Here is a 25,527-nt window from a genome sequence, read left to right as displayed (position 1 = left end):
CGACAATTGGATGGCCGGGCGACGAAAAGACAAGCCCCCGCGACTCGCGTCGCGGGGGCTTGATGGTCTTTCAACCTTGACGAGTCTTCGGACAGGCTCTTAGCAGCCGGCGTCGAACTCGTTCGAGAAGGTCAGGAAGTCGAACAGCGTCAGGACGCCGTCGCCGTCGAAGTCGGCGGTCAGATCGCCGGCGTCGAACAGGTTCGAGAAGGTGAGGAAGTCGAACAGCGTCAGCTCGCCATCGCCGTCGAGGTCGACGCGGCAGCCGGTGCCGCCGCCGTTCTGGCCGTTGGCGATGATGATGAAGTGGGCGTCCGGGAAGCCGAAGCCGGCAACGTCGGCCGGGTCGGGCAGGCCGCAACCGATGGGCGACGCCACGTAGCTCGGCGCGGTCTGGCCGAAGCTGTTGCCACCGATGAAGAACACGTCGCCGAGGGCGGCGCCGGCGAGGGTCAGCAGATCCTCGGACTCGACCTCGACCATCACGGCCGTGCCGGCGTCGGCGCTGCCGGAGATGTCCATGGTGATGACCTCGAGGGCGCGATCGCCGCTGGTCATGCTGGCGCTACCGATGAGCGTACCACCGGCGATGGGCGGGCTGCCCTCCGGGATCTGGTACAGGTTGACGGTGATCTCGGTCTCGATCAGCGTCGGAAGACGGAGGCTCTCGATGCCGAACTCGACGGTCTCGGCCGTGAAGCCGTCCACGCCGCCGAAGGCGGCCAGGTCGAAGCTACGCGACCAGAAGTTGTCCGTGGTGGTCTGCGGGCCGGTCGAGCCGTCGGTGGCGCACGCGATGCCCGAGCCGGCCGTCACGAGGAAGTCCTCGGTGTTGTGGTCCAGGCGGACGTCTTGGGCGCTCGCGGCGGTAGCGAGACCAGCGACGGCGATCGAAGCGAAAGCAAACTTCTTCTGCATGGTATTCCTCCCCAGGGATAACACTAGCAAAGTCCTGACAGAACTGAGGCGCGGTGCCTCTGCAAAACGGCCCGCGGAATGCGAGCGCTCTACACAATGTACTCCAAAACTAGGCAGAATGAAAGGGAATGTGGAGAGTTTCCTGAGAAAACGACGGCCGATAACACAAAATCATCGCGTGTTCATCGAGATTGGGTGTTCTTGCTCGCGGGTTATTGACAACAAGGCACTCGTTCTCCCCTGAGAAAACGAGCACCTCGATCGATTGAGCAAGAACCTGACTTCAGCAGCCGGCGTCGAATTCGTTCTGGAAGGCCAGGAAGTCGAAGATCGTCAGTTCGCCGTCGCCGTCGAAGTCGGCCGTCAGGTCGCCGGCGTCGAACAGGTTCTGGAACTGCAGGAAGTCGAAGATGGTCAGGTCGCCGTCGCCGTCCAGGTCGGCCCGGCAGCCGGTGCCGCCATCACCCTCGGCCGTGATGAAGAGCTTGGGACCCTCGCGGCCCTCGAAGGCGTCCTGGCCGCGATAGGTGGCCGAGACGTTGTCGTCCATGTCGTCGACGAAGACGAGGGTCAGGAAGTCGTCGGACTCGATGTCGGCCTTGAGCGCGTCGATGAGCTCGAGTGCCTCGCTCGCGCCGCCCGGGCCGCCGGCCTGGTCGTAGCGGTCGATGTCGCCGGTCGCGGTCTCGAAGTACAGGAAGCTCAGGATGGGGTCAGGATCGCCGAGTTCGAGCTGCGGATCGCCCATGTCGAAGAACGGGAAGAACAGGTCGCTCAGGGCCGTCTTGATGTCTGCGGTGTCGTCGACCGAGTAATAGACGGCCAGGAAGCCGTCGTTGCTGAACGCGGCGTTGTCCTGGGTGAGCTCGAGGGCGAGGCCGGTGACCTCCCATCCACCCGGGAACAAGGTATCGAATTCGGCGCGGACGCCCGAAAGGTCCCATCGGGCCACGCCGTAGGAGTCGAAGGTGCCGCCGCCGCTGACGGTGCCCTGCACGTTGAAGAAGCGGTCACCGCCGCTCCCGCCGCGGGGGCCGTCGACGCGGATGGTGCCGGTGGGGTTGGCCACGGCGGAGAGGGTCTCCTGGGCCGTGGCGGTCGAGGCAATGGCGATGCCGCAGAGTGCGATGATCGTCTTGGTCATGGCGGTGTTCTCCCTGAATCGTGCCGGTAATGTGATCCGAGCACGCGCCCCGGCGCCCCCGGGTCGTCGCGGCCACGCTCGGTGTCGGATTGCTGTCCGCCATGGTAGATATGAGAAGCGAGCCGCCGGCTGTCGGCTGCGCTAGAAGTTCGTGAAATCGCCCGGATTCTGCGTGGGTTCTCGGGCGTCAAGATGGGTGAACTTCGTCGACGGCTTCGGCGGCCCGCTCAGCTGCAGCCGGCGTCGAACTCGTTCTGGAAGGCCAGGAAGTCGAACAGCGTCAATTCGCCGTCGCCATCGAAGTCGGCCAGCGGGTCGCCCGCGTCGAACAGGTTCTGGAAGGCGAGGAAGTCGAAGATCGTGAGCTCGCCGTCGCCGTCGAGGTCGGCCCGGCAGCCCGCGTCGGGCTCGCCCTCGACGAACACGCTGACCGTGGCGCCGGTGCCGCCGGGCTGCCACTCGCCCGTGTCGAAGCGCGTGGTCGAGGTGTAGCCCGTGACGCCGGTGGCCCAGTTCCACACCGGGTTCTCGGCGCCCGGGTAGTCGCTCTCGGCGACGATCCAGTACGCCTGCCCGGCCTCGAGCAGCGTGTCGCCGCTGGCGACGGCGGTGTCGAGCTGCGGGTCCCAGCCGATCGCGGTGACGAAGAGGTCCATGACCTCGAGCTCGTCGCCCGAGGGAATGAACGCGTCGCCGACGGCCAGGTCGGTCTGCACGCTCAGCCGCACGGGGCGGTCGAGCGGCACGGCGGCGTTGCTCATGAAGTAGGCCGAGACGCTCGTGAGCCGGTAGTCCTGGTCGGGCACGAAGCGGACGGCGACCGATTGGTTCGTAAACACGTCGAAGCCGATCAGGCCGAAGGGGCTGCCGAACGGGTCGGTGGTCTCGAAGATGGTGTCGGCCAGGCTGGCGGGGGCGATCGCGGCGGCGACGAGGATCGTGGCGAGCGTGCGGTTCATCGGCTTCTCCTGCTCGGGCGGAGGGTGGTGAGGAGGGACCTCCGCGTCCGGGACTGTAGTGTTCGTACGCGGGCATGCCCGGTTTCGGGCGCAAAGACACGCCCGGGACGATCGTCGGAGCGATCGACCCGGGCGTGGGTATGGGTTTGGGCTCTGAGCGGCGTGCTTACGGGCAGCCGGCCGAGAAGAGGTTGGAGAATGCCAGGAAGTCGAAGATGTCCAGAACGCCGTTGCCGTCGAGGTCGGCTTCGCAACCGACGTTGATCGAGACCTGGTCGCCGCCGCTGTTCCCGCTGGGGGCGAAGCAGCCGACGCGGGCCTTGTCGGCGACGCGGAGGCGGACGGTGTAGGCGCAACGCTGCAGGTCCTTGGTATCCCACTCGGCGATGACGCCGCCGGCGGGGATGTTGTCGTTGCCGCTGTCGATGCGGGTCCAGCCGCGGCTGTCTCCGCCGGTGTACTCGAGGACCCAGGAGGCGATGTTCTTGTCGAAGACCTCGCCCTTGATCTCGACCTTGCCGTTCACCCACTCGCAGGGCACGAGCGAGGTGATGCGACCGATCGGAGCGGTGTTGTCCACTTCGTACGTGCGCACGACGTCGGCGGTGTTGTCGCAGATGTCGCTGACGCGCACGCGGACCTGGTAGTTGCCGTCCAGCACGGTGCGTGTGTTCCAGAACGCGATCGGGTCGTTGATCACGCGGCCGGTGTAGATCGGTGACGATCCATCGACGGGCAGGTAGGAGCCGCCACCGGCGGGTCGGTAGTCGACGCGGTAGTTGGCGAAGCAGTCTTCACCCACGGTGCCGTCGAGGCAGGCGTTGCCGCCGATGATCTCCCCGTCGACGGGCGTGCGGATGCTCGCCGGACTCGCGACGGTGTTCAGACGGAACTCGAGGGCGGCGGTCGAGACGAGCCCGACCTCGTTGGTCGCTTCCACCTCGACGATGTACTCGCCGTCGGGCTGGCCCGCCGCGTTCCACAGCGCCAGCCGGCCGGTCGAGCAAACCTCGTCGGTGGTGGGGATCAACTCGGTCCAGCCCGTGCCGTCGGCGCCGCTCGAGCGGCGGACGCGCACCTGGTAGCTCATGTCGCTGTCGGGGTCGCAGGCGATGCCGTCGATGCTGACCAGGCCGATGGTCGAGGGGCATACGCAAGACTCGGGGCTGGGGCTGGTGATGCGAACCTGCGGGGGCGTGGTATCGATGATGGGAGCGGAGACGGTGATGGTCGTGCTCAGCCCATTCTCGAGTTGGATCGTCATTTGCCCGCTCAGGTTGAATTGGTCGGCATTGGTGAGGGACCTGAAGAACCTCGAATCGCCGCCCGGGAAGATGGGCGCGAACGAGAAGCTGTAGTCGAGGATGTCGCCGTCGCCGCTGCGAGTGCAAGACGTCGGCGCCGACGTTCCAAGGCCCGGCGTGTGCCAGTCGACGTCGGTCGTAAAGTCGTCCATGCCCTCGCGGATCACACGGCTGATTCCGAAGGCGCTGGCCCCGCTGACGTTGCGGATGCGCGGCTGGAAGCTCAGCGCGCCCGTTGATGTTCGGATGACGCGATCCTGCACCTCGCCGCGGAGCGTCACGATGCCAAAGGAGTTGCGCACCTCGAACGGGATGATGCTGTCGCGAATGACCGTGCCGGGAGGGCCCGAGCCTCCGGGCAGCGTGACCGAGCCGCCCGGTGAAAGCGGAACGGCGATCGCGTGCCCGGCGGCGAGCATGATGGCGGCGGTAGCGACGAACGACGAGGTCGATCCGAGGTGCATCTTGGTATCTCCTTGTTTCCTCTGCCCTGAGGGGGCTACCGCGTGAAGCGCAGCTGGGAGCAATTACTCACGCAGATTCGATGGTTTTTCGTCGGATGCGACTTTGACGCAAACCGAGCGTGACCCACGTGCACGCCGGATTCGGGGTGCCCCTGATCGACAACGGATCATGGATGCCCAGAAATCGTGCCGGCTATCCTCGGTTCGTTTACCCGATCGACGCTCCAGGAGTCAACCCATGGCCGACACCAACCCCAAGATCCTCGTCTTTGCCGGCAGCCTGCGCAGCGAATCGCTCAACCACAAGCTCGTCGTGGCCGCGTCGAAGGGGGCCGAGAAGGCCGGGGCGCACGTGACGGTGATCCGCCTGCGCGACTTCCAGATGCCGCTGTACGACCAGGAGATCGAGGATGCCAGCGGGCTGCCAGAGAACTGCCTGAAGCTGAAGGAGCTCTTCAAGGCACACCACGGCTTCCTGGTCGGCTGCCCGGAGTACAACAGCTCGATCAGCGGCGTGCTGAAGAACACCGTCGACTGGGTCAGCCGCCCGCGCGACGGCGAAGCGCCGCTCGAGTGCTTCGACCGCAAGGTCATCGGGCTGACCGCGGCCTCGCCCGGTGGGCTTGGCGGCATCCGTGGGTTGCCCATCGAGCGGATGCTCTTTGGCCACATCAAGGCCATCGTGCTGCCCGACCAATATGCGCTCTCGCAGGCTCACGAGGCCTTCGACGACGCCGGCAACCTGAAGGACGACAAGCAGCGCGAGATGGCCGAGGGCGTGGGCAAGGCGGTGGCCGAGGTCGCGGCGAAGGTGGGGAAAGTGACGGCGTAGGGGCTGCGAATCCAAAGTCTGTGCCCCGTCTAAACTCTGGGTGAAGGCGAAGCCTGCGTCACCCGGAGGATGTTGACATGCGTGCGACGGCTGTGGGGCTATCGGTCAGTATCGCTAGTGCCGCGCTGGGACAGTGCGCACCCGAGATTGTGGCGGAGGTCCAGACCATCGGCGATGTCGGCGGCATCGCTCTCGATGAACGCGGCTACTTGTTCGTGCTCGATGAGGGCCGGGGGCTCGTGGCCTTCGACATTCGAGACCCCAGCGATCCTGTCGCCGTGGGGGGTTTTGGGTGGTTGTATCAACCCTACTACCAGCTCGAACTGGCCGGTCGATACCTATTCGCTTTTCACGATGACGGATTCCAGTGGGCCCAGCTCTCGATGCTCGATGTCGAGAATCCGCGGTCAATCTCGTACGTTGATCACCTCACCCACTTCTGTTGCGAGATCGGGGTCGCGGGCGATCGTTTGTTCGTGACCTACGGCCGGTCGACCGGTTACTACGAGATCGGTTCGGGAGCATTCGACATCGGTGAGTCCGGTCCTCGCCTCCGAGAATCGGCTTACCGAATCTCGGCTCAGGACTTGATGATGTACGCGACGACCCTCGAAGGCGTGGTGCCGATCGATTTTGCCGATCCTGCGGGGCCTCGGCGGTATGACCCGATTGTACTCGGCGATTGGCGCGGCGCAAGCCATCCCGAGGGCTCGGTGCTCCACGTCGCGACCGCGGATGGGCCATTCGCGACCGTGGACGTTCGAGTGTTGGCAGGCCCACAGATCCTGGACCAAATGGATCTCGCCGCCGTAGATCTCGACGTTGCCGACGGTGTGGCTGTTCTCGCCGGTTCGGAAGTCTCGGTCGTCGACGTAAGCAATCCTCGTGCACTGAGGCTCGTCGGCAGTCTTGGTCTGCCGACCGAGCCCGTTGAAGTCGCGATTCGAAAAGGGGTGGCATTCGTCGCTACTCAGCGAGACGTATACGTCATCGACTATGCTGGATGCCTCCCCTGCCTGCCCGACATCGACCGCAGCGGCGTGCTCGACCTCTTCGACTTCCTCGAGTTCCAGCGACTCTTCTCGGCGGGCGACGTCCGCGGAGACTTCGATGGTGATGGTTCGCTGACCGTCTACGACTTCGTGGCGTTCCAGAACGCCTTCCAGGCTGGTTGCTGAGGCCCCGCGCGTTCCGATCGAATTCCCTGACGGTTCGAGGCCAGCGGCGCATCTTCGGGAGCCACGATGGTCCGACGGCTGGTCGAGCGTGTGGTCGCGTTTGAGGAGGGCGAGCTCGCGCCGGCGGTGCTGTCGGCAGCGTACTTCTTCTGCCTGCTGTTTGGCTACTTCATGCTGCGGCCGCTGCGAGATGCCATGGGCCTCGCCGGCGGGGTCGACTCGCTGCGGCTGCTGTTCCTGGGCACGCTGGGCGTCATGGTGGTCGCGAACCTGGTCTTCGCCGCGGTTGCCTCACGCGTGCCGCGGCGGGTGTTCGTGCCGCTCGTCTACGGCTTCGGCGTCGCGTGCCTCGTGGGCTTCCTGCTCGCGTTCCTTATGCTGGGAGATCAGCGGTCCGAAGCCGTCGGAAAGGTGTTCTACGTCTGGCTGAGCGTCTTCAACCTCATGGCGACGGCGGTCTTCTGGGGCTTCATGGCCGACATCTTCCGGAAGCCACAGGCCGCCAGGCTCTTCGGATTCATCGCGGTGGGGGGGACGGCCGGAGCCATCTGCGGCTCGGCGTGGACTGGCCTGTTGTCGGAGGTAATCGGCGCGGTCGGTCTGTTTGCCGGCGCGTCGTTCCTGATCTTGTGCGCGGGTGCGTTGGCGATCGTCTTGGACCGCGTCGCCGAACGCCGGCGCATGGGCTCGGCCGACCACACGCTCGATGCTGGCGGCGCCCTCGGCGGCACGAGCTGGCAGGGCGTGGTCGACGTGCTGCGCTCTCCGTACCTGCTTGGCATCGCGTGCTACGTCGCGGCCTTCACCATCGGCTCGACGCTGCTGTACTTCGAGAAGATGCGGATCATCGAAGGCTTCGCCGAGACGACCGAGTCTCGCGCTCAGGTGCTCGCGTGGATCGAGCTTGGTGGCCAGACGCTGACGGTGCTCCTGCAGCTGTTCATCACCGGGCGGCTCATGCGGCGCCTGGGCGTGGGGGCGCTGCTGGCCGTTGTTCCGATGGTCACGATCATCGGGTTCGTCGGCCTCGCCGCGGCGCCGGTGCTGCTGGTGCTGGCGATCTTCGAGGTCGCCCGCCGCGCGAGTCACTATGCCTTGAGCAAGCCGGCGCGCGAGGCGCTCTTTACGACCGTGCCCAGGGCCGACAAGTACAAGGCCAAGGGCATCATCGACACCTTCGTCTATCGCGGCGGCGACACGGCGGGCACCGTCGCCGACGCGGCGCTTGCTGCTGTTGGCCTCGCGGCCGCGTGGCTGGCGGTGCCGCTGGGCATCGGTTCACTCTTTGTGGGCGTCTGGCTCGGCCGGCGCTCGCACGACGCCGAGCCAGTCGAGTTGCCGGTGCCCGACGTGCCGGGTACCGCGCCCGCATCGCTCGCCAGCCCCGCGAACACCCACGTATAACCCCCGGATGAGGATCACGCCATGCACCAGACCCGTCGAGAGTTTCTCGTGACCGCCTCGGCCGCCAGCGCCGCCGCCCTGCTCGGGCTCGGCCCGTGGACGCAGCACGCGTTCGCCACCGGCAAGGTCGCCAAGCAGCTCAAGATTCTGTTCCTCGGCGGCACGGGCATGCTCGGGCCGCACGTGATCAAGATCCTGCTCGACCGCGGACACGAGGTCACGCTCTTCAACCGCGGCAACCGCGACGAGATGTTCCCCGACCTCGAGTTCATCCAGGGCAACCGCATCGTCGACGTCGAGCCCGGGCTCAAGCCCCTGCAAGACGAGGTTGACAAGGGACGCCGGTGGGACGCGGTCATCGATACCGCCAGCGTGCACGCGTGGGTCGAGAACAGCGCGAAGCTTCTGAAGGACAGCGCCGACCACTACACCTACATCTCGTCGCTGAGCGTCTACGCCGACAACAGCCGGGTCGGCCTCGATGAAGAAGACGCCGTGGCGACCATGCCCGATGACGTCGCCGACGGCATCACCGCCCTGCCCTACGACATGACGTACTACGGCGCTGTCAAGGCGCGCAGCGAGGACGCGGCTCGACGCCACTTCCCCGGCAAGGCGCTCGTCCATCGCCCCGGCCTCTTGGTCGGCCCGCGAGACTTCACGCATCGCTTCACGTACTGGCCCTACCGCGTGCGCGAGGGCGGCGAGGTGCTGGCGCCCGGCGAGCCCGATCACGGCCTGCAGTTCATCGACGTGCGAGACCTCGCCGCGTTCATGGTGCTGGGCATCGAGCAGGGAACGACGGGCACCTTCAACGTCAACGGCCCGGTCGGCGGCGGCATGACGATCGGCAAGCTGCTCGACACCTGCAAGAAGGCCACCGGCAGTGACGCGACGTACACCTATGCCGAGGGTGACTGGCTCGCGGGCCAGGGCGTGAACCCGTGGGCGCAGATGCCCGTGTGGATCCCGCCGGGCCCAGAGATGATCGGCTTCCACACGCGCGACCTGTCGAAGGCGGCGGCCGCCGGGCTGACGACGCGGCCGCTGGAGGCGACCATCGCCGACACGCTCACGTGGTTCGACGAGGAGTACATGCCCATGTGGACCCAGGCGATGGCCGACCGCGGTGAGACCGACGCCACGTTCGGCTTCGGCGGCAACCGCCCGGGCATCACGCGTGAGCAAGAGGCCGAGCTGCTGGCGATGTGGAAGGCCCGCGGCGAGGCCGGCGAGCAGAACGACGGCTAGCCGATCGCTCGCTCCAGGTCTGCGATCAGGTCGTCCACGTCCTCGATGCCCACGCTGAGCCGAACGAGATTGTCGGCGATGCCCAGCTTCTTGCGTTGGTCGGCCGGCACGCTGGCGTGCGTCATGATGGCCGGGTGCTCGATGAGGCTCTCGACCCCGCCCAGGCTCTCGGCGAGCGCGAAGATCTTGACGGTCTCGAGCATCTTGCGGCTCTCGTCCAATCCGCCCTTCAGGTAGATCGTCACCATGCCGCCGAAGCCGCGCATCTGCTTGGCGGCGATGGCGTGCTGCGGGTGGCTCTCCAGGCCCGGGTACACGACCTTGTCGACCTTCGCGTGCGCCTCGAGATACCGCGCGACCTTGGCCGCGTTCTCGCAATGGCGGTCCATGCGCACGTGCAGGGTCTTGGTCGACCGCAGGAACAGGAAGCACTCCTGGATGCCCGGCACCGCGCCCTCGCTCAGCTGCAGGAACTTGAGGCCCCTGTGGATCTCATCGTCGTTGACGATCAGCGCCCCGCCGATCGCGTCGCTGTGCCCGCCGAGGTACTTCGTGAGCGAGTGGCACACGATGTCGGCGCCGAGCTTGAGGGGGTTCTGGAGGTAGGGGCTGGAGAACGTGTTGTCGACGGCGACCATCGCGCCCGCCTTCTTGCCCATCTCGGCCATCACGGCGATGTCGATGATCTTCAGCGTTGGGTTCGTCGGCGTCTCGATCCACAGCAGCTTCGTGTTGCCCTTGATGGCGCCCTTGACCGCGTCGTGGTCGGTCATGTCGACCAGGCTGATCTCGATGCCCAGCTGCTGGAAGACCTTGTGGAAGATGCGGTTGGTTCCGCCGTACACGTCGTCGCAGAGCACGACGTGGTCGCCGGCCTTGAGCAAGTGAATGACCGCGCCCGTCGCCGCCACGCCGCTGGAGAACGCCAGCCCGTGCTTTCCGCCCTCGAGCGAGGCGAGGTTGGCCTCCAGGGCCGTGCGCGTCGGGTTGGCCGCCCGGCTGTAGTCGTACTCGCCGATGATCTCGCCGGGCGACTTCTGGACGTACGTCGAGGTCTGGTAGATGGGCGTGCAGATGGCCCCGGTGGAGGGGTCGGGGCTCTGGCCGGCGTGGATGGCCCGGGTCCCGAAGCGTGCGTTCTCGTCGATCTTCATGCGCGTGGCCCTGTGCTTTGCTTGCTTTTGAGGAGTCGGAGGGAGCGAGCCGCAGGGTAGGGGCCGGGGCCCCAAGGCGGCGCCGCCTATCATTGCCGCTTCCCTCCGGGCCGCTCGCCCGCGGGATCCAACCGCCACGCTCCGATGTGTTCTGCCGGCTGCGACGTCGCCGCCGGGCGGGTATCGCTTCTTGCCCCGAGGATTCATGCCCGACGTCACCATCCGCCTGCCCGCGTTCGTCAAGGCCAAGCCCCGCGTGTTCGATCTCCGCACCGCCATGAGCGGGTCTCCCAAGGCCGACGTGCTGGCGGGCCTCACCGTCGCCCTGGCTTTGGTTCCAGAGTCGGTCGCCTTCGCGTTCGTCGCCGGTGTTCCGCCGCTGGTCGGCCTGTACGCCGCGTTCATCGTGTGCCTGCTCACGTCCATCTTCGGCGGGCGGCCGGGCATGATCTCGGGCGCCACCGGCGCCATGGCGGTCGTCGTCGTCGCGCTGGTGGCCAACTACGGCATCGGCTACCTCTTCCCGGCCGTCGTCCTGTGCGGCTTGATCCAGGTCGCCGCGGGGCTCCTGCGGCTCGGCAAGTTCATCCGCATCGTGCCGCACCCGGTCATGCTTGGCTTCGTCAACGGCCTGGCCATCGTGATCCTGCTGGCCCAGGCCGACAGCTTCAAGTCGCTGACCGAGTCGGGCGCCATGGCGTTCCTCTCGGGCACGCGCCTGTGGATCATGCTCGCCCTGGTGGGCGGCACGGTGGCCATCATCGCGCTGCTCCCCAGGCTGACCCGCGCGGTGCCCTCGTCGCTGGTGGCCATCATCGCCATCAGCCTCGCGGCCATCGCCATCAACGCGGCGATGCCGGGAACGGAAAGCGACGCCCCGGTCCGCACCGTGGGCGATCTGCTGGTCGACAACACCAGGGCCGCCGCCGTGACCGATGCCCAGCGCGCCAAGGACCAGGCCGTGCTCGCCGCCGCCGCTTCGTCCATCCCGGAGGCCGTGCGCGGCGCGGTCGAGCTCGACCCGCACGCGTCCACGCCCGTGGCGCCCTTGACGGCCGCCGAGATCGACGCCGCGATCGCCTCGGTCGACGAATCGCAGGTCGGCATCTCGGGCGGCCTGCCCAGGCCGGCATGGCTCGACTTCGACCTCCCGCCCTTCACGCTCGAGACGCTGCTGATCATCTTGCCCTTTTCCGTAGTCTTAGCCGGCGTGGGATTGATCGAGAGCCTGATGACCATGACGCTCGTCGACGAGCTGACCCAGACCCGCGGCAACGGCAACCGCGAGTGCCTGGGCCAGGGCGCGGCGAACATCACCTGCGGCTTCTTCGGCGGCATGGGCGGCTGCGCGATGATCGGCCAGAGCCTGATCAACGTGAAGTCCGGCGGCCGCGGCCGGCTCTCGGGCATCACCGCCGCGGCCTCGCTGCTGCTCTTCATCCTCTTCCTGGCCCCGCTGATCGAGTCGATCCCCATCGCCGCGCTGGTGGGCGTCATGCTGATGGTCGTCATCGGGACGTTCGAGTGGACCACCCTGCAGACCTGGCGCAAGATCCCCAAGGCCGAGGTCCTGGTCATGCTCGTCGTCGCGGGCTACACGGTGCTGATGCACGACCTGGCGACGGCCGTCCTCATCGGCGTGATCATGTCGGCCCTCATCTTCGCGTGGAACAAGAGCAAGCACCTCTACGCCGACGTTCAGTTCAACGAGCACGGCAGCAAGATCTACCAGCTGCACGGGGGCGTCTTCTTCGGGAGCGTGGCCCGCTTCCGCGAGCTCTTCACGCCCGAGGCCGACCCCGAGGACGTGGTCATCGACTTCTACTTCAGCCGCGTCTACGACCAGTCGGGCCTGGAGGCCATCAACACGCTGGCCGAGCGGTACACGGCGCTCGGCAAGCGGCTGCACCTGCGGCACCTGAGCGAGGACTGCCGCCGGCTGCTGGACAAGGCCGGGGACCTGGTCGAGGTCAACATCAGCGAGGACCCGCACTACCACGTGGCGACGGACCGGACGCGGTGGCGGGACGATGTTGTCTGAGTGGGTGCGGACACCCAGCTCGGGCTCACGCCCTCGACGCCGACGATCCGATTGAAAACCCGCCCACGCCGGAATCCAGCGTGGGCGGGCCGATCGAAACCAACCATTCGCGCAGACGCGATGCCGGCTCAGGCGGCGTCCGACTCCGTCTTGGTGGTGCTCGTCGCGGCCTTGGTGCTGGCCGACTCGATCGAGACCGGCCCGTTGCCGCCGCCGGCGAAGGGCACGTAGATGTTCTCGCTGGTCGGGCTGCTCAGCTCGCCCCGCTTGGCCGTCACGTTGTAGACGGCGCTGGCGGTGCCCGCCTGGATGCCCGTGTCGGTGAAGCTCTTGGTGCCCGTCGAGCCGACGAGCGCGAAGCTCGACTCGCCGCTCAGCTTGCGGCGTACCTCGAAGAAGACGCCGGTGTGGCTCTGGGCGTTGTCGCTCTTGAAGGTCAGGACGACGTTGCCGTTGTTGTCCAGGTCGGCGTCGAGGTCGTAGGGCATGCTGGGCGGGGGCGCGGGCGTGCGGTCGGCCGGCGCGGGGATCTGGGCCTTGGTATAGACGCTCGGGTCGTTCGTGCTCTTGGCGAAGGCCTTGATGGTCGCCAGGTCGCCGGCGCCGGCCTCTCGCAGGGCGGCGGCCGCCTGGTTGGCGGCCTGGGTCGCGGCCTTCTTCTCGTCGTCCTTGGCGGCCTGGGTCGCGGCGGCGTCCTGGGCTGCTGAGAGAAGCGCACTCAGTTCCGCCATGGATTCCGGAGACACCCCGATCTCGGCCGCCTTGGCGGTCCACACGGGCACGTGGCTGGCGAAGAACGCGATCATGTCCTCTTTGGAGGGAGGGATCACTGACATGACGGACTCCAATCGGTGCGCTCGCCGTTCGGCGGGCTGGCGTGCGGCCCGGTGCAACGCTGCCCCGCGTGCCGCTGGTTCCGTCATCGACGGGCAGCGTTTCCGACTTTCGTCGGAGCATGGCAACTTCGAAGTTTTTGTGATCGATCGGGCGTGTGGCGTCGTGGGGGCGGTTCTTATCGGCGAGGGCGCGAAAGTTCTCGGGTTGATTCCGCTGGCGCAGGTGTCCGCGGCGGGCACGCACGCGTCCATGACGATCGCGGCGTCGTTCGTATAGGGAGAGACGCTGCCTTCACCCCCTCCCCTGCTCCCAGCGAGGGAGGTGCCGAGGTCCGCCGAGGCGGAGGGGGGCTGGTCCGGCTACGCCGGGGGAGAGTCAACAGACCCAAGATCAAACCAGCCACCGAATCCGCGCCTAATCAGCAACTCACGTAGATCGCTTGCGGCAGCTTTCGCGGCGTCATTGCCCACGAGCCCCTTCTCGACGATGTGTTCGGCGTGCTCGCGCCATCCAAGAATCTCGTACGCGTGGCTGGTGTTGCGCACCATCGCGATCGCAATCTGCGCAACGGCCTCGCAACGTTCGTCGGCAAGTCGGGCAAGCTTTTCAGCGATGCGTCGATCCAGACGCGGATAGACGCTCGCTTCAACCAGTGATCGAAGCTGTGCGAGTGCCCAGTCCGGATCGCCCTGATCCGACACGAACCACGGGCCGAAAAGTGATGAAGCGTCCGCTTTCTGCGCGTCGGCCTTGCCATGCTCCGACCAATACGCTTCCCAGAGCCCCTGGTATCGAGCAAGGTACGCCGGTCTGATCCGCTCCTTCGTATTGCCCATGATCTCAGCGAGATGGCTCATGACGGCAATGCGTAGCCAAGGCCTGGCGTTTCGAAGAAACGCCAGTGCTGGCGAGTCGGCGTCCAACCCGATCGTGCCGCTGCCCACGAGGTCGATCAGGTGGAGGCCAAGGCGCGGTGCCCAATCCTCGCGCCCACGAGCGGGTTCCTCGAAGGTTACGGCGACCTTCATCGCCGCGCGGTACGTGCCCTCAAAGAGCGACCAGAATACCGGATCGCCACGATTCATGAAGACGAAGACGCTCCATGCCGCCCAGCCGGCGGCGTCCGAGTCGCTTTCAATCGTGGAAGCTATCGGGAAGATTGCTGGCACGTTGGCTTTTGTCCAGTTTGCGTCGAGCCATGCGAGCAGCCGTACCGCCTCACCGATCGCGGCGTGGCTCGCCGCTACGCGCGGTTCGGTGCTGAGGCATGCGGCAAGGAGTGATCGGACTTCAGGCAGTGCATCGAGCCCTTCGGATGGGGCCGGTCCCTTGGAGAGATCGACCCCGATGCCGGTCAAGGCCCACTCGGCGTACGCCCTGGCCGACCGCAGCGTGATTCCCGCCGTGTCGTTGAACATGAGCGTCAGGTAGTCGCTCCGACGTCGGTCCGAACGCTTCGGATCCTCGGACAAACTCGAGACGGCCCGTACGCCCGCGAGCGCCTCGATGGCACGCCACAAGACCTTGCGGAGCTCGAAGCCCAGTTCTTCGATGCGATCGCCCACCTTGCTTCGCGGCGCCCGCTCGACGAACCACGCCGTTGCCCGCGCGGCCCACTCCCAGCTGTTGAGTTCGCGGCTGATTCGCACAGACTCGAGTGAGACGCGCTCTGCCGCCTGCGCGGCCGCGTGGCTAGCGAGTGTGAGCGGACCTTCTAGGTCGATCGAAGCACCGCGACGGCGGGCATCCTGGAGCGCGGAGAAGTACGCCGCCAGCATCCATGGCGGCGCGCCGACGAGGTCCTCCGCATGCGCGGCGGCTTCTTGTGGATCGGCCTGGACAAACTCCCGGAAAGCCTCATCAAGCCCGTCGTAGGAGGGTTCGTGGAAGATATCCGCAGATTCGGCGGGCTCCCAGTGGCGCGTCGCGTGCACGGCGGCGGGCCAGCCCATCTCGATGAGTTGTACTGTTGTGTATGGGCCACGCACGTGAAGGTCGTGGCCTTCGAAGTGGAGCGGCCGAGGGGCAGGGTCGATGTCGTGTTCGCGTTGGAGGCGCTCATAGTGCGCACTTGCCCCGTCATCGAGGTACTGGCGAGCGAAGTAGAGGCGTTCTAGGGTCCAACGCGCTCGGGCTCGCTCACGCCGTTCAGTGGTGTCCAGATGCGGCGGTAATCGCTTCGGGCCTGATACGACCCGTCGGATCCATCGAGTTTGCTCGGCCTCGGTCAAGAGATGGAATCGCATCTCGACGAGTTGGCCGTACTCGGGGAGGTACGCGGCACGGATCAGATATCTGGGGTGCTTTAGGAAGCCCGCGGCGAGGTCCGAGTCGGCGGCTCCATCGAAGGCCGCAAGCCAGAGACACAGGCGTTCGTACAAGACAGCGCCTTTACCATGCAACCCCCGTGCGTAGGTGCGGAGCAGGCCGACCACATCGGCCAAGGTGATCAACTCTTGCCGGATAGCGAGGTTCGCGGCCTCTACCAATAGGTCTACAACATCCTGGAAGGCCTCGTACGCGTGATACTCGGGTCGTTCCCAGATGCGTTCGCGCACGATGTCAATCAATGAGGGGTCGTCCCGATCCCTCAGGCCGTGGGCGTCTCTTTCCTGATCGACGAACTCGCACAGCCGGTACAGGAGAAAGCGTGGATCGTGTTCCAGAAATACCGGAATGACGTGCTCACGCATAGACGTGGTGTAGTAGTACATCGTCTCATGCGCACGATTCGCGCTTTTGGCGACCCACGCCCTCGACCACACGCAGCGCAGCATCGTGCGTGCCCGTTTGTCCCGGCCACCTGACAACAGGTGCTTCACGAGCTTGCCCGCGTCTTCGAGCAACCAATCAAATTGATTGCTCATGAGTAGATTGGCCAGGTGATCTGCAATCGATGCGGCGTCGTCTGCGGGCATGGCAAGGGCAGCTTCGAACATCTGGCCGACCACGCCTTGGTGGTTCGTCGTCCATCGTTTCAAGATGGCGGTGACGCGTCGCGGTTCATCGCGTGCGACTCGGACGAGGTATTGGCCGGTGACCCAGTTGGGGATGGCGAACACACCTCGATCATCGAGCGGTTCCAACCACAGTGGGTTCTCGAGCGCCGCGAATAACTCGGCTTCGAAGTCCGGCGCTAGGCAGAGGGAAGCGATCTCCGCGACATGAGAGGCATCTGGCGGTGAAAACGGCTTGGCATTGGCGTCGTCCAGATCGGTGCGCAATCGGCGCACCACTTCAGCCCGGCGTGCCGCGAAGGGGTGCAGCAACTCCGTCATGGCATCCACCTTGGCACGGACGTCTTGTCGGGATGGCGTCTTGGTTTTCGGTTCGTAGCCGTGGCCCTTGCTGGCGAACCACTGCCGCAGGCCGTTCAACTCCTTGGCGAGCACGGCCGCCCGCGCTTCGTCTGCGCCGCCGAAGTCCGTGTAGATCCACTTCGCAAAGGAAAGCGACCTGCCTTCCGCGGCGTCAAGTTCGCGTTGAAACTCCAGCAATGCGTTGAGTGCAGTCTTTGCGTCCTTGGGAACCAGTATCGCGTCGCGATTGTCCAGATCGATCACGTGCAGCTCTTGTTCCTTGGGCCACACGCTCGCCAGTGCGCCCACCAGTTGCTTGTACCTTTCGAGCGCTTCCTTTCGCTTCGTGCGCTTCACGCCGGGGTCGGGGTCGTGGGTGGCGATGTCGTACGTCTGGTCCAACACGTCTCGTGCGAGGTAGCACACGGCATTGGTCCAACCGGGAAATGCTGGAAAGTGCAGGAGTGCCAGCACCGTCTGGTAGTTTCCCGCGAGGGCCTCGGCTGATCTGCCAAGCCACGAGCAGACCGCCAACTCGCGATCGTCCATCCTGGGCTGAGGCAGCCCGGTGCCCCCGGACGAATCAGCGAACACATCGCCGTTCTCGCCGTTCTGCTTGTGTTCAGCCATCAGGACAAACTCTACCATGCTCGTGCACAGACGCCTGTCGGTTATGCCTGCATGTTGCCTGTCTGTCGGTTGCCATCCCTTGCCCCCCGCCTCACGGCGGGGGCTCGTTGAGGCGGCGTCGGGCCGGCCCCCCTCATTCGGGTGTCGCGGCCTCGTGGCGAGCTCGATCGGCCCCGTGCGGCGTCATGCCGCGTGCTCCGCCCGATATCCGGACGCGGCGGCGGGCGTCGCGGGGGCCGCGCGTGCCATCATGGTCGCGATCGTGTCCATCATGGTGACCGTGCATGCCGTCATGATGGCCATTCATTCCATCATGATGGCTATTCGTTCCATCATGGTGGCCGTCCTTTCCATCATGGTGGCCATGGAGTCCGTCATGATTGCTATCGTGTCCATCATGACGGCCATTCGTTCCACCGTGGTGGCCATGGATCCCGTCGTGGCCATGGCTGTTCCCGGCATGGTGGCCGTGCGTTCCATCGTGGCCACGAAGAAGCACCGCCCCGCCTGCAGAACAGACGGGGCGGCGAGTCTTCAGAAGATCGCGTCTTCGACGCCCTAGCGGCGGCGGCGCGTGGCGGCCAGGCCGCCAAGGCCGAGGAGCGCCAGCGTGGCGGGGGCGGGGATGATCGCGCGGTCGTAGGCGAAGGCGCCGCCGGTGCCGCCCTGGCCCCAGTCGGTGAACGTGATGTCCACGTAGGCGTCGTCGTCCTCGAGGTAGAGCACCGCCTCGATGCCCACCGTGCTCGGCGGCGAGCTGCCGTGCGCATCCTCCCAGTTGTCGAAATCGTCGAACCCGATGGCCCCGTCGATGACGTCCTGGACCGTGCCGCCGAAGAACCACAGCGTGCCCGCCGGCGAGAAGAAGTCCTCGTAGTCGTCCTCCACCAGGATGTTGAAGATGCCCTGGCGGTCGCCGCGGGTGATCGCGACGGTGTCGGTGATCATGTCCTGGTTGGCCGGGTCGGTCGGGTCGGCGAACGCGGCCTTCGCGAAGCTGATCGTCCCGTCCGAGGCCTGGTAATACTGCTGGGCGCTTGCTGAAGCCGCCACGGCGGCAACGCCCGTTGCACACATCATCAGTCTCATGTCGTGTCTCCTCATCCCATCGGCCGGCGCCGATCGCGCACGCTGCGGATCCGTGAGAGCGAAGGCGGCGGGACGCCCCATGGTACCCGAAGACGCCGCCCGCGGTCCCACCAAAAGCGTGCTCGCCACGGGCCCCGAGGCGTCGATCCGGCCGTTATCGGGGCCGTACGCGGGCGTGGGCGTGTTGATCATGGCCCCGAGGAAGATCCGCGCATCGTCCGGACCGCAGCGGCCGCGGGCGAACGAGCGGCCGATCGTCGGCTATGGCGACGCCTCGGCTTGCGGAGACGCCTCGACGCGCGATGCCCCGGACGCTCCGACGAGCCGGGCGGCGCTCAGCGTCGCGCACTCGGGGCAGATGGCCAGCGGACCCGCCGTCGCGGGCACGCGGCGCATGTCGTAGCCGCAGCCGGGGCAGCCGCCCTCGTTGCCGACCTTCCACCCGGCGCTGCACGATGGGCACGTCGTCCGGCCGTCGTCGTCCGGCCGGGTCGTCAAGAGCCACGCGGCGCACGCGGGGCACTGGCCGCGGGCGGCCAGCAGCATCGCGGCGCCGTGCCGTCCGTGCGTCCTCCAGTGCCGGCTCGCGACGCCGCGGGCGATGAAGAAGCCGATGACGCTCACGCCCACCGCGATGAGCAGCGCGACGTCCAGCCAGTGCGGCGTTCGGCCGATCCACGACGTGAAGGGCCGCGTGGCCGAGGCCAGCAGGAACACGAGGATCGCGAAGGAGCCGCACCAGAGCGCGAAGGTGATCCGCACGCGCACGAGCGTCTCGCGGGCCAGCGGCACGTCGGGCCGCATGAACCAGAGGAAGTGCGGCGGCGACCGGAGCTCCCGGATCGTGCCGCACTTCTTCGCTCGGTGGTCCACGAGTGCCTCGCCGGGCGCGAGCGGTCCCTGTCTGTCCGAGTCGGCGGGCGGCATGGACGATCATTGCGACGCCGCGCCCGTCGAACGTGCCGCTTACGGGCAGCCGACGGCGAACTGGTTCTGGTACTCCAGGAAGTCCAGGATCGTCAGGCGGCCGTCGCCGTCGAGATCGGCACGCGGGTCGCCAAGGTCGAAGCGGTTGCTGAACTCGAGGAAGTCGAACAGGTCGAGCGAGCCGTCGCAGTCGAGGTCGGCCGGGCACGGGTTGACGCAGATGCCGCGGGGATTGCTCAGCGCGTCCTGCAGGTCGCCGTAGGTGATCGCCGTGCCGCTGTTGGCGCCGCCCGAGCTCGAGCAGCCGCCGTGGGTGTGCACGCCGATGGCCAGGCCGGTGGTGTCGTCGATGACCGGCGAGCCGCTGTTGCCGCCGGTCGTGTCCATGGCGTAGCGCAGCCGCGAGCCGGTGAACTCGACGAAGGGGCCGGTGTGCGTCTTCTGGGCCCGGTGGTAGGTCGGGTCGACCGGGGCGCTCGTCGTGCCGTGGCCGGTGACGCGGATGGGCTGGCCGGTGACCGCCGGGATGCTGGTTGCCAGGTCGAACGCGTCGCCCTGGGCCTCGTGCGGCCGCAGGCCCGTGTTGGGGTTGGCGAACGCGCCCGCGTAGTACCAGTCGCGTCCCACGCCGCTGGCGTCGCGCTGCCGGCTGCTCGAGTCGATGGCGTACTGGTCGTCGGGGTGGGGCATCACGGGCGTGCCGCCGGGGGTCGACAGCGGGTTGTTGAAGTGCACCTGCACGAAGCCGCAGTGGCCGGCCGAGAGCACGCACTTCATGCAGTCGCTGATGAGCCACGCCGTGCAGTTGGCGCTGCCGCCGCTCGACCAGCCGCGCGCCACCCTGGGATCATCGGAGAGTTCGCGGTCGTCGGTGGGGCCGCAGATGCTGTCGAGCGGATCTGCAGGGGGGGCAAACGACTGCGTGAAGTCGAGCTGCACGAGCGTGCTGTCGATCGTGATCTCGCTCGCCCCGCTCGTGGGATCGCTCAGGACCTCGACCCGGACCGCGCTGCCGTTGAAGAAGGCCGACATGTGCTGCCACTGATCGACGTGGACCGACCCGAGCCGCTGCTCGGCATCGTCCTTGAGCGACGTCAGGCGGATGATCGTCGGCGCCGCGCCGGCGGGGGCCTCGGCCAGCTCGACCGGGCCGAAGTCGATCCGCATCCAGCCCGCGCCCCCGACCCTGACCGTCGTCTCGAACACGGAGACGCGGCCGAGCTCGTCGGCGATCGGTGCGCTCGGGTCGTCGGGGGCCACCGGCCCGCTCGAGAGGCCGACCGGCACCGAGATGGGGTCGATCGGCTCGAGGGCCACGGCCGAGGCGGTGAACATGGCGCAGGCGAGGACGGAAATCGGGGTCGCGGGATGCATCGTGGTCTCCTCGTGGCGGCCCCTTCCCGGGCGGGCTTCTCGCAGGAGACGAGCCGGGCCGCAATCCGGCCCCATTGTCGCCGAAACGACGAGGGATTGCAAGGGCTTTTTGGCCGGGAAACCGCGTCCTCAGGGATAGGCCGGGAAGTCGACGCCCCGGACCTGCTCGGCGTAGTTCGCGTGCCGGCCGGCCGACGACGTATAGAGCGGCCGGTTGACCTGGTCGTAGCTGAGCGTCCGCAGGGTCCGCTTGGTCTTGTAGAAGTCGCGGCAGGCCTCGTCCCATTCGAGCCCTAAGAACTCGATGACCCGCGGCAATTGCGTCCCCGGATCGGCCACGAGGTCCTCGTAGCGCACGTCGAGGATGGGGACGTCGAGCGTCGCCTTCCAGTGGTCCATCAGTCGCTCGCTCTGCTCGTAGGCCCGCGCGACCCACTCCAGCCGCGTGGTCCACGGCATGGCCAGGTTGTTGAAGGCGCCCATGTAGCACGAGATGGCGACGTCGCGCGGGTCCCGCCGGATGTGGATGATGCGGGTGTTGGGGAACAGCCGAGCGAGCAAGCCGGCGATGCGCGTGTTGCCGATGGCCTTGTTGACGATGCGCTCGGCGCCGGGCGACGCCTTGGAGACCTCGCGCACGTAGTCTTCGGCGGCCCGCGTCCACTTGAACTTGTTCAGGCTGCCGAACCGCTTGCCCTCGGGCGCATCGGGCTTGTAGGCCGCCATCGCCTGCGCATAGAAGCGTTCCAGCGTGTCGAGCTCGCCCACGCCCGCGCCCTTGGGGTGGGCGTGGATGATCTGGTCGAGCAGGCTGGTGCCCGAGCGCGGCATGCCGGCGACGAAGACCGGAACCTCGCTGGTGCACGAGCTCTCGGGGAACGACGCCATGTTGTCCTTGGACCACGTCTCGATGATGGCCGTCGTCTCGCGCTCGTACTGCTCGGGGTCGAACGGCTTGGCGTCCAGCTCGTTGCCGGTGGTCGCCGCGTCGAAGGCCTCGGCGTACCGGCCCGCCCGATCGAGCGTCTTGGCCCGCAGGTGCCAGGCGGCGCTGCGAAGCTCGTGGGGGGTGTCGACCGCGCCGCTCAGGGCGTCGATGATCTCGATGGCGCCGTCGTAGTCCTTGTCCTGCATGCGCAGCTTGGCCTGCTCGTAGCGCAGGTGCGGGGGCAGCGGCTGGTTGCGTGCGGTCAGCTCTTCGACCATGGCGTCGACGACGGCCCGTGCCTCGTCCGTGCGGCCCGCCTCTTCCAGGCAGCCGGCCCGGTGGATCCGCAGCGGCACGTCGCCGGGGATGAGCTCGAGCGCCTTGTCGCAGAGCTCGAGGGCAAGCTCGGTGTTGGCCGCCCGGCGTTCGAGCCGGCTGAGCACGGCGAACGCCCCGGCGTTGGGCCCCTGGCCGAGCGCCTTGCGGCCGTGGTGGCGCACCATCTCCACGTCGCCCGTCCGCTCGGCGATAGCGGCCAGGAACAGGTGCAATTGGGCATCGCCGGGCAGCTTCTTGAGCCCGGCCATCGCGAGCTCGTGCGCCTCGGCCAGCCGACCGGCCTCGAACGCGTGCTGCACGGGATCGACGACCTTGCGGCGCCGCTGGATCTGCTGCGGGCTGAGCCGCATCTTGGTGTAGCCGGTCGTCATCGCGGGGATGGTATCGACGCGGACGTGGCGTCGGCGAGCGCGTCAGACGCCCGCCTGCTGCATCCCGCTGGCCACGCCGTTGCTGCCCGCGCCGCCGACCCTTGCCAGGTGCTCGATCAGGTCGATCTCGCTCAACACGCCGATGATGCGTCCTTCGTTGACGACGATGGCGGCCTGCTGCTCGCCGAACACGCCGTAGAGCTCCTCGACGCGCGCCGACGGGCTCAGGATGCCGCCGATCTGCGTCTCGATGTCGCGCACGGGCGAGTCGGTCGTCACGGCGTCCTTCTGCAGGCCGCGGAGGATGTCGATCTCGTGCACCATGCCCAGCGGCTTGCCCTGGTCGTCGGTGACGGGCACCTGGCTGATGCCGTGGCGGCGCATGAGGTCGATGACGTCGCGCAGGGGCTTGTCCTCGTGCACGGTGACGACGGCGGCTTCGTTCTGGATGAGGTCGCCGACGACGCCGAGCCCGCGCGGCTTCTCGAGGAAGCCGTGCATCTTCATCCAGTCGTCCCTGAGGTACTTGGTGATGTAGCGGCCGGCCGAGTCTGGGCAGATGGCGATGACGCTCTTGCCTTCACCGAGCCGCTTGGCCACCTCGATGGCGACGTACGCCATGCCGCCCGAGGAGCCGCCGCAGTACAGGCCTTCTTCTCTGATCAGCCGACGCGCCATGCTGAAGCACTCGTAGTCGCTGACCTGGTGCATCTCGTCGACCACGCTCGGGTCGAAAGCCTGGCACACGATGTCTTCGCCGAGCCCCTCCACCTTGTAGACGTAGGGCGTGCTGGGCTCGCCGGTGTTGAAGATGCTGTAGTGCACGCTGCCCAGCGGGTCGACGCCGACGATGAGCGTGGTGTGGTCCGAGTCCTTCTGCATCCTCTTGAAGTATCGTCCGATGCCCGAGATCGTGCCGCCGGTGCCCGTGCCCACGACGATCGCGTCGACCTTGCCCCCATCGGTCTGCTCGAACAACTCGGGGCCTGTCGATTGCTCGTGGGCCTCGATGTTCCACTGGTTGTGGTACTGGTCCATGTAGAAGGCGTTGGGCGTCTCGGCCGCAACGGCCTTGGCCCGGTTCACGTAGTGCTCGGGGCTATCGCCGGGCACATCCGTAGGCGTGATGATGACCTCGGACCCGAAGGCCCGAAGCGCGTCGATCTTCTCCTGGCTCATCTTGTCGGGCATGGTGAAGACCGCCCGATATCCGAGCGCCGCCGCCGCCATCGCCGCCCCCGCCCCGGTGTTGCCGCTGGTGTTCTCGACGATGGTCCCGCCGGGCTTCAGCAGGCCCTCCTCCTCGGCCCGGCGGATGATGTGCCAGGCCATGCGATCCTTGATGGACCCGGCCGGATTCATGAACTCGCACTTGGCGTAGACCGTGGCCGCCCCGGGCGGGACGACCTTGTTCAGGCGGACGAGCGGGGTGTTGCCGATGGCGTCGAGGATGCTGTCGTAGGCGTGCATACGTCATGGTAGGTTCGTGCCAGACGGCCTCAGGGCGGCTCTACGGGCCGATCCACCCCTGACGATGGGCACATTCCCTGACTGGCATCACATCAGGATCGGGTAGACTGCCAGGAGCGGGGATGCACACAGGAGACGTCCCATGCAGCGTTGCATCTCGATCGTGGTGGCCGTCCTGGGGACGGCCGCGTTCACGTGCAATCAGTCCGCCTTCGGCCAGACCATCGTGAACCTCGACGGGGTAGACGATTGCAGCGGCGCGGGCGGAGGTCAGTTCGTCGTGCTGCCGGCGGGCACCTACGTCGCCACGGCCATCGGGCCGGCCGAGGGCGGCAGCTTCCTGTCGTGGAACGCGTGGGGCGGCGCGGTCTCGGGCTGCGATCCAGACGGCTTCTTTTGCGCGACCGGGTGGTGGACGCTCTTCTCTGCCTCGGGCGGCGGTGCCGACGTGACCTCGCTGGGCGGCGCCGTCATCGCCAGCACCGAGCCCGGCGGGCTGGTCAACCGCCACCGCGTCATGGTGCGTCTGTGCGAAGAGGGCACGGTTCGCTTCTTCATCCCTGACGGGCCCGCGGCCGCGTGCGGCGACAACCTCGGCGGCGTCTCGATCCGAATCGATCCGGGATGCGAGGCCGACCTCGACGCCGATGGTGCGCTCACCGTGTTCGACTTCCTCGCGTTCCAGAACCTGTTCGATGCTGGCAGTCTCGCGGCCGACTTCGACTGCGACCGCGCCCTGACCATCTTCGACTTCCTGGCCTTCCAGAATGCCTTCACCGTTGGCTGCCCGTAGCCTCCCGGCATGCGCACGCGGCACGCAACCACCAACGACGCCCGTATCGCCTACGACGTCCAGGGCGACGGCGATCCGGTGCTGTTCATCCACGCCGGCGTCGCCGATCGCCGCATGTGGGATGCCAACGTCGCGACGATCGCCGAGCACTTTCGAACGATCCGCTACGACATGCGGGGCTTCGGTGATTCGTCGCTGCCGCCCGGCGAGTTCAGCAACCACCAAGATGCCGTCGGCCTGCTCGACGAACTGGGCATCGAGCGTGCGCACGTCGTCGGCGTCTCGTTCGGTGGCGTCGTAGCCATTGAGCTGGCCCTGGCCCACCCCGATCGCGTCGGCCGCCTGGTGCTCGGCGCCCCGAGCATCCGCGGCGAGACGCCCAGCGAGCGCATCCGGTCCTCCTGGGTCGAAGAAGAGTCCCTGCTCGACGCGCGCGATCTCGAGGCCGCAACCGAGCTGAACCTCCGGCTGTGGGTCGACGGACCACACCGCCAGCCGAACGAAGTCGACCCCGCCGTCCGCGAGTCGGTGCGCACCATGCAAATGGCTGCCTTCGAGGTACCCGAGCCCGAGGGCCCCGAGGTCGACGAGATCGAGCCAGACCCGCCCGCGATCACCCGGCTGGCCGAGCTGACGATGCCGACTCTCGTGCTGTGCGGAGACCTCGACCTGCCCGAGAAGATCGAGACGGCGAGACAGCTCGGCGACAAACTTCCTGACGCCCGCGTGGAGATCATCTCCGGCGTAGCACACATGCTGAACATGGAGCGGCCGGAGGTGTTCAATCGCCTTGTTGCGGACTTCCTGCGCTCTTCTTGATC

General features: G+C 67.0%; 20 protein-coding genes. 8 read left to right on the top strand and 12 right to left on the bottom strand.

Annotation, left to right across the window (positions count from 1 at the left end; genetic code table 11):
• Positions 1-99: 99 nt before the first annotated feature.
• The 4 genes from RIA68_05090 to RIA68_05075 all read right to left on the bottom strand — a co-directional run bounded on the left by RIA68_05090 (position 100) and on the right by RIA68_05075 (position 4,789).
• Positions 100-918, bottom strand: coding sequence for a GC-type dockerin domain-anchored protein (locus RIA68_05090; protein ID MEQ8316812.1), 819 nt, complete (start codon positions 916-918; stop codon positions 100-102).
• Between the two features lie 283 nt (positions 919-1,201).
• Positions 1,202-2,062, bottom strand: coding sequence for a GC-type dockerin domain-anchored protein (locus RIA68_05085; GenBank protein MEQ8316811.1), 861 nt, complete (start codon positions 2,060-2,062; stop codon positions 1,202-1,204).
• A gap of 227 nt (positions 2,063-2,289) precedes the next feature.
• Entirely contained in the window at positions 2,290-3,021 is a 732-nt protein-coding gene (locus RIA68_05080; protein MEQ8316810.1) for a GC-type dockerin domain-anchored protein, read from the bottom strand.
• A 166-nt stretch (positions 3,022-3,187) separates the two neighbouring features.
• A complete protein-coding gene (locus RIA68_05075; protein ID MEQ8316809.1) occupies positions 3,188-4,789 on the bottom strand; it encodes a hypothetical protein in 1,602 nt (533 codons plus the stop codon).
• 238 nt (positions 4,790-5,027) lie between these two features.
• Here RIA68_05075 and RIA68_05070 point away from each other — a divergent pair, with 238 nt between their 5' ends.
• The 4 genes from RIA68_05070 (at position 5,028) to RIA68_05055 (ending at position 9,454) form a co-directional block, all read left to right on the top strand.
• Positions 5,028-5,621 carry an NAD(P)H-dependent oxidoreductase gene (locus RIA68_05070; GenBank protein MEQ8316808.1) on the top strand — a complete coding sequence of 198 codons (594 nt, stop codon included), beginning with the start codon at positions 5,028-5,030 and terminating at the stop codon, positions 5,619-5,621.
• A 77-nt stretch (positions 5,622-5,698) separates the two neighbouring features.
• Complete coding sequence (locus tag RIA68_05065; GenBank protein ID MEQ8316807.1) at positions 5,699-6,799, top strand: GC-type dockerin domain-anchored protein; 1,101 nt, start codon at positions 5,699-5,701, stop codon at positions 6,797-6,799.
• A gap of 66 nt (positions 6,800-6,865) precedes the next feature.
• Entirely contained in the window at positions 6,866-8,203 is a 1,338-nt protein-coding gene (locus RIA68_05060; protein MEQ8316806.1) for a hypothetical protein, read from the top strand.
• A gap of 21 nt (positions 8,204-8,224) precedes the next feature.
• Positions 8,225-9,454 carry an NAD-dependent epimerase/dehydratase family protein gene (locus RIA68_05055; GenBank protein ID MEQ8316805.1) on the top strand — a complete coding sequence of 410 codons (1,230 nt, stop codon included), beginning with the start codon at positions 8,225-8,227 and terminating at the stop codon, positions 9,452-9,454.
• Here RIA68_05055 and RIA68_05050 read toward each other — a convergent pair.
• Complete coding sequence (locus RIA68_05050; GenBank protein MEQ8316804.1) at positions 9,451-10,608, bottom strand: cystathionine gamma-synthase; 1,158 nt, start codon at positions 10,606-10,608, stop codon at positions 9,451-9,453. The two genes, RIA68_05055 and RIA68_05050, sit on opposite strands and share 4 nt — an antisense overlap.
• Before the next feature lie 205 nt (positions 10,609-10,813).
• Between RIA68_05050 and RIA68_05045 the strand changes: the two genes are divergently transcribed.
• Positions 10,814-12,649 carry a SulP family inorganic anion transporter gene (locus tag RIA68_05045; GenBank protein MEQ8316803.1) on the top strand — a complete coding sequence of 612 codons (1,836 nt, stop codon included), beginning with the start codon at positions 10,814-10,816 and terminating at the stop codon, positions 12,647-12,649.
• 128 nt (positions 12,650-12,777) lie between these two features.
• Here the strand turns inward: RIA68_05045 and RIA68_05040 are convergent, their stop codons facing one another.
• Complete coding sequence (locus RIA68_05040; protein ID MEQ8316802.1) at positions 12,778-13,485, bottom strand: hypothetical protein; 708 nt, start codon at positions 13,483-13,485, stop codon at positions 12,778-12,780.
• A 360-nt stretch (positions 13,486-13,845) separates the two neighbouring features.
• Positions 13,846-17,415: a hypothetical protein gene (locus RIA68_05035; GenBank protein ID MEQ8316801.1), complete on the bottom strand. Its 3,570-nt coding sequence runs from the start codon at positions 17,413-17,415 to the stop codon at positions 13,846-13,848.
• Between the two features lie 154 nt (positions 17,416-17,569).
• Here RIA68_05035 and RIA68_05030 point away from each other — a divergent pair, with 154 nt between their 5' ends.
• The gene (locus RIA68_05030; GenBank protein ID MEQ8316800.1) at positions 17,570-17,977 is read left to right on the top strand and encodes a hypothetical protein; all 408 of its coding nucleotides are present in this window, start codon (positions 17,570-17,572) and stop codon (positions 17,975-17,977) included.
• Here the strand turns inward: RIA68_05030 and RIA68_05025 are convergent.
• The 5 genes from RIA68_05025 to RIA68_05005 form a co-directional block, all read right to left on the bottom strand.
• Positions 17,974-18,504: a PEP-CTERM sorting domain-containing protein gene (locus RIA68_05025; GenBank protein ID MEQ8316799.1), complete on the bottom strand. Its 531-nt coding sequence runs from the start codon at positions 18,502-18,504 to the stop codon at positions 17,974-17,976. The two genes, RIA68_05030 and RIA68_05025, sit on opposite strands and share 4 nt — an antisense overlap.
• A 261-nt stretch (positions 18,505-18,765) precedes the next feature.
• Positions 18,766-19,431 (bottom strand): hypothetical protein, encoded by a 666-nt coding sequence (locus RIA68_05020; protein ID MEQ8316798.1) that lies wholly within the window; start codon positions 19,429-19,431, stop codon positions 18,766-18,768.
• A 39-nt stretch (positions 19,432-19,470) separates the two neighbouring features.
• Entirely contained in the window at positions 19,471-20,805 is a 1,335-nt protein-coding gene (locus tag RIA68_05015) for a GC-type dockerin domain-anchored protein (protein MEQ8316797.1), read from the bottom strand.
• Between the two features lie 129 nt (positions 20,806-20,934).
• Complete coding sequence (locus RIA68_05010; GenBank protein ID MEQ8316796.1) at positions 20,935-22,443, bottom strand: sulfotransferase; 1,509 nt, start codon at positions 22,441-22,443, stop codon at positions 20,935-20,937.
• A 42-nt stretch (positions 22,444-22,485) separates the two neighbouring features.
• Positions 22,486-23,913: a pyridoxal-phosphate dependent enzyme gene (locus tag RIA68_05005; protein ID MEQ8316795.1), complete on the bottom strand. Its 1,428-nt coding sequence runs from the start codon at positions 23,911-23,913 to the stop codon at positions 22,486-22,488.
• A 142-nt stretch (positions 23,914-24,055) separates the two neighbouring features.
• Between RIA68_05005 and RIA68_05000 the strand changes: the two genes are divergently transcribed.
• Positions 24,056-24,706: a GC-type dockerin domain-anchored protein gene (locus RIA68_05000; GenBank protein ID MEQ8316794.1), complete on the top strand. Its 651-nt coding sequence runs from the start codon at positions 24,056-24,058 to the stop codon at positions 24,704-24,706.
• Between the two features lie 9 nt (positions 24,707-24,715).
• Positions 24,716-25,525 carry an alpha/beta fold hydrolase gene (locus RIA68_04995; protein ID MEQ8316793.1) on the top strand — a complete coding sequence of 270 codons (810 nt, stop codon included), beginning with the start codon at positions 24,716-24,718 and terminating at the stop codon, positions 25,523-25,525.
• The last annotated feature ends 2 nt before the right edge of the window (positions 25,526-25,527 follow it).

This window comes from Phycisphaerales bacterium, assembly GCA_040217175.1.
Lineage (GTDB): Bacteria > Planctomycetota > Phycisphaerae > Phycisphaerales > UBA1924 > JAHCJI01.
The sequence above is the reverse complement of the archived record's forward strand: the minus strand, read 5'-3'. Positions and strand labels throughout refer to the sequence as shown.